This window comes from Pseudomonas sp. 05T35, from assembly GCF_056396605.1.
Map to the genome: position 1 here is coordinate 1 of NZ_JBFTLU010000378.1, position 4,568 is coordinate 4,568.

5 protein-coding genes and 1 tRNA gene are annotated in these 4,568 nt (G+C 60.0%); all 6 read right to left on the reverse strand.

Annotated features, from left to right (window positions below; genetic code table 11):
• On the reverse strand, nt 1-305 hold a 305-nt coding region (locus tag AC1DH9_RS23155; RefSeq protein WP_477808845.1), incomplete at its 3' end, for an ABC transporter permease subunit.
• A gap of 5 nt (nt 306-310) precedes the next feature.
• Nucleotides 311-1,024: an ABC transporter permease gene (locus tag AC1DH9_RS23160; RefSeq protein ID WP_054597921.1), complete on the reverse strand. Its 714-nt coding sequence runs from the start codon at nt 1,022-1,024 to the stop codon at nt 311-313.
• 146 nt (nt 1,025-1,170) lie between these two features.
• Nucleotides 1,171-1,953 carry a transporter substrate-binding domain-containing protein gene (locus tag AC1DH9_RS23165; RefSeq protein WP_103317292.1) on the reverse strand — a complete coding sequence of 261 codons (783 nt, stop codon included), beginning with the start codon at nt 1,951-1,953 and terminating at the stop codon, nt 1,171-1,173.
• Nucleotides 1,954-1,979: 26 nt separating this feature from the next.
• Nucleotides 1,980-3,983, reverse strand: coding sequence for an aminotransferase class I/II-fold pyridoxal phosphate-dependent enzyme (locus AC1DH9_RS23170; protein ID WP_477808844.1), 2,004 nt, complete (start codon nt 3,981-3,983; stop codon nt 1,980-1,982).
• A 255-nt stretch (nt 3,984-4,238) separates the two neighbouring features.
• Nucleotides 4,239-4,424, reverse strand: coding sequence for a hypothetical protein (locus AC1DH9_RS23175; protein WP_427545862.1), 186 nt, complete (start codon nt 4,422-4,424; stop codon nt 4,239-4,241).
• Between the two features lie 56 nt (nt 4,425-4,480).
• Nucleotides 4,481-4,555 (reverse strand) — tRNA-Gln (locus tag AC1DH9_RS23180).
• Nucleotides 4,556-4,568 lie beyond the last annotated feature (13 nt).

Consider the following 4,568-nt stretch of genomic DNA (forward strand, 5'->3'; position numbering starts at 1 on the left):
ATGTACCAGTAGCCGTCACGCAGATAAGGCCAGAGAAAACTGCCACGGATCAGCGGAAACTGTGCAAACAGGCTGCCAAGCCCGTAATAGAAGATGTAGATCTGGATCAGCAACGGTGTCCCGCGAAACACACTGGTGTAGAACAGGCTGGCCTTGGCGATGACTTTATTCTTCGAGATCCGGGCCAGCGCCACCAGCACCGCGAGCAAAAAACCGAACGCACTGGCAAACAACAGAAGGGTGATGCTCGTTTGCAGCCCTCGGCCCAACAGCGCCGCGTATTCAACTATCCACGCTGGAATCATTTCATTCACTCAGCCAAAGGCATCCAGCGACGCGTGCGTCGCTCAAGCCGTCCCGACAGGTAGTTGGACACCAACGTCACCACGTAGTACATCGCCGCGGCCGTGAGGTAGAACAACAGGTAGTGACGCGTCGAACCCGCCCCTTGCTTGGCGGTGTACAACAGCTCGTTGGTGCCGACTACGCTGATCAATGCGCTGTCCTTGATCAGGTTGATCCACAGGTTGGCCATCCCGGCCATCGCATAAGGCGCCATGATCGGCAGCGTGACGCGCCGGAACAGTCCGAACCCGCTCTGGCCGAACGCCCTCGCCGCTTCGATCTGACCAAAGGGAATCGCCTGGATCGCCGCCCGGAAAATCTCCGAGGCATAGGCGCCTTGCACCAGGCCCAGCACCAGGATTGCCGCCAAAGGACCGCTGACATCCATCGCGCCGTAACCCATCCGGGCCATCAGCGAATTGAGGAGCATGGAGCCGACGTAGTACAGCAACAGGATCAGTAATAATTCCGGAACCGCCCGGAACAATGTGGTGTAGCCACGCATCAGTGCCGCAATCGGTTTGGGCGCGTTCAACTTGAGACAGGCCACCACCAGGCCAATGAACAGCCCGACCACAAAGGCCCCGGCCGATATTTGCAGGGTCATCCAGAGCCCCTTCAACAGCGCACTGCCCCATCCTTGTTCGCTGAAATCGATCAACTCGAACATTGCTGGCATTTCACTCTCCGGTTAGCAGGCGTGAGGACACCGCTGGACCTTGTGGGGGCGGGCTTGCTCGCGATGGCGGTGGTTCAGTCACCATAGATGTTGACTGTTGTGCCCTCATCGCGAGCAGGCTCGCTCCCACAGGATTTGTGTTCAGGTCAGAACGCGGGCTTCACGCTGGTCCCGAAGTAGCTTTGGGAGAGGTCGTCATAGTCCTTGCTCGCCAGCAGGGTCTTGATCGCCTTGTCGAGATTGGCCTTGAGCTCGGTGTCATCCTTGCGCAGACCGGCGCCCACGCCTTTGCCGAAGATCGGGTCATAAGGCACCGTGCCCAGGTAGGCCAGGTCCTTGGCATCCGGCGTCTTGACGAATGCCGCCATGGCCGTGCCGTCCGCCATCATCAGGTCGACTCGACCGGCAATCAGGTCGGCGTTGGCCGAGTCCTGGGTGTCGTAATACTTCACGTCGGCAATTTTTTCGTAGTAAGCCTTCAGGTAACTGGCGCTCACTGTCGAGTTCTGCACCGCGATGATCTTGCCCTTGAGGTCATCCGGGTACTTGTTCACCGCAGTGCCCTTGGGCCCGACAAGCGCAATCGCCGAGTCGTAGTAGGCCTTGCTGAACGCGATCTGTTTTTCGCGCTCTTCGGTCACCGACATGGAAGAGAAGATCACGTCGATCTTCTTCGCCAGCAGCGACGGGATGATCCCGTCCCACGCCACTTCCTTGATCTCGCACTCGGCTTTCATTTCGCTGCACAGCTTGTGGATCAGGTCGACTTCAAAGCCTTTCCATTCACCGTTGGCCTGCTTCTCGGTGTACGGCGGATACGGTTCGGCGGCGACCGCGAACCTGATCGGCTGCGCCTGTGCCGCACTCATGCCGGCCAGCATTACGCAGGCCACGCCGGTCAACCAGTTTGCCAAACGTCGATTTCCCATGATTGTTCCCCTTTTTTTTTATGTTATTAGCGAGTCTGATGAGCGTTGACGAATTGTCGGCAACGTTCGCTGCGTGGGTGTACGAACACTTCATCCGGCGAACCGGCTTCCTCGATCAACCCTTGATGCAAGTAGGCGACTTTGGAAGAGACATCGCGTGCAAAGGCCATCTCATGGGTCACCAGGATCATGGTCCGGCCTTCTTCGGCGAGAGAGCGGATCACCCGCAGCACTTCGCCGACCAGTTCCGGGTCGAGTGCCGAGGTGGGTTCATCGAACAGCATGACCTTGGGCCGCATGGCCAGGGCCCGGGCGATAGCCACCCGTTGTTGCTGTCCCCCGGAGAGAAACGCCGGGTACTCGTTGCGCTTGGCCGCAAGCCCGACGCGTTCAAGCAAGGCTTCGGCCCGTTCAGTGGCCTCCGCACGGCTTTCACGCAGGACCTGAGTCGGCGCTTCGATGAGGTTTTCCAGCACCGTGCGATGGGGCCAGAGGTTGAAGTTCTGGAACACCATGCCCAGGCTCGAACGGATCCGTACCAGCTGTTTGACGTCGGACACCAACGGCGCGCCGGGACGGTCGAAGTTCAACTGAATGCTTTCGCCGTCCACCAGAATGCGCCCCTGGTCGGGCACTTCGAGCATATTGATGCAGCGCAGCAAAGTACTTTTTCCCGAGCCGCTGGCGCCGATCAGGGAGATTACATCGCCTTCGCGGGCCGTCAGGGAGACGCCTTTGAGGACTTCGATATTGCCGAAGCGTTTGTGCAGGCCATCAACCTCGATCATGGTCTTGGCCGCGACCGGCTCAGTGGCCGCTTGGCTGGTCACACGAGTGATCGCCGGTCGCGGCGCTTCGCCTTTCAACACCCGGACAAAATCGCGAATACGCTGGCAGGCCTGGGCCAGTCGTTCTTCACCGAGCGTGAACGAGAGCCGCACAAAGCCTTGTGCCGGTTCGCCGAAAGCCGCCGCATCGAGAACCGATACCTGCGCCTCGCGCAACAGACGCCAGGCGAACTCCAGAGAACTCAGGCCAGTGCCCCGCACGTCCACCAGCACGAACATGCCGGCATCGGGCGTGAGCACTGAAATTCCCGGGCAATCAGACAAGCCTTTCACCACCAGATCACGACGACGGCGATAGATTTCGCGCATGCCGTGGGTCACGTCCTCATGGGCCTGCACAGCCTTGAGCGCGGCCTCCATGACAAACCCCGGCAAGCCGTAGAGCATGCTCAGCATCAGGGTTTCGGCATGCGCCACCAGGGCTTCAGCGGCGACGATCCAGCCGATCCGCCAGCCGGTCATGGCATGGGATTTCGACAGGCTGCCGATGACCACGCAACGCTCGGCCATGCCCGGCAAGGCCGCCAGACTGAAGTGCTCGCGTTCGAACGCCAGGCTCTCATAGACCTCATCCACCACGACCCACAGGTCATGGGTGATGGCGAGATCCGCGATGGCTTGCAGCTCTTCGCGACTGAGCACCACGCCGGTGKGGTTGTTCGGATTGGACAGGAAAATCGCCCGGGTGCGCGGGGTGATGGCCTTGGCCAGCACCGCGGCATCGAGCCGGAAACCCGAATCCGCCGCGCAAGGCACCCGCACCAGCGTCGCGCCGGAGGCCTTGAGCGTCGCCTCGTAAGTCACGTACATCGGGTCCAGGGCAAGTACTTCGTCGCCGGCAGTCAGCAGGCACAGTGAGGTGATGAACAGTGCGTTCTGCGCCCCCGCCACATTGATGACGTTTGACGCTTGCAGCTCACGGCCGAACAGTTGGCTGTATCGCGCGGCGATGGCTTCGCGCAAGGCCAGGCGACCGGCGATTTCGGTGTAGTGCGTGTCGCCCTCACGCAGGGCATCAACCGCGGCATCGGTAATGAAGTCTGGCGTGGGGAAATCCGGGTCCCCGACGCTGAGGATGATGACATCCTCGCCACGGCGCTGGGCATCGAACGCGGCATGGTGAATATCCCAGGCGGCAACGCCCTGGCCCGAGATCCGCTCAACAAAGGGTGAAAACCGCATGCCAGTGCCTCGTTCGGGAAGAAGAAACGCAAGCCCGCAACCAGCCGGGGAGAAGGTGGAACGAACATAGTCGAAGCTGAACAGTCGTTCAACAGAAAAGTCACGAGGGTTCGCGTTCAGCGTCAACAGGTCGTTTTTACGACAGTCGAGGCGCTTTCCAGTATTCGAATGGCAGGCAGAAATGAGGTTTGCGATGGCGCTGCTGGTGCGTTGGGCAATGCTGCGATAGCTTGGCCCCTTTCCCAAGGAACGGCGTCAGGCATCCTGGAGTTGCTCACGCAGGAACTCGATAAACCGTTGGGTTTTCGTTGGTAACAGTCGGGTTTCGATCAGGCGACCGCTGAGGCCTTCGCCGCGCAAGGTCACGGCTGCGCAGCCACCGGCATTCGACACGCCGGAAAAGCCAAGGAAGAGAGTGCGGTTGTCGATATAGACGATCATCCTGTATTCGCGCAAAACCTGCCGGTTGAGGGAATACCTGGATGAGCATGGGAAAATGGCAGGGGCGGCTGGATTTGAACCAACGCATGGCAGGATCAAAACCTGCTGCCTTACCGCTTGGCGACGCCCCTGTAGCTGTTGCTG

Coding starts and splice junctions, on each gene's coding strand:
- AC1DH9_RS23160 (WP_054597921.1), bottom strand. CDS start 1,024: ATGCCAGCAATGTTCGAGTTGATCGATTTCAGCGAACAAGGATGGGGC.
- AC1DH9_RS23165 (WP_103317292.1), bottom strand. CDS start 1,953: ATGGGAAATCGACGTTTGGCAAACTGGTTGACCGGCGTGGCCTGCGTA.
- AC1DH9_RS23175 (WP_427545862.1), bottom strand. CDS start 4,424: ATGATCGTCTATATCGACAACCGCACTCTCTTCCTTGGCTTTTCCGGC.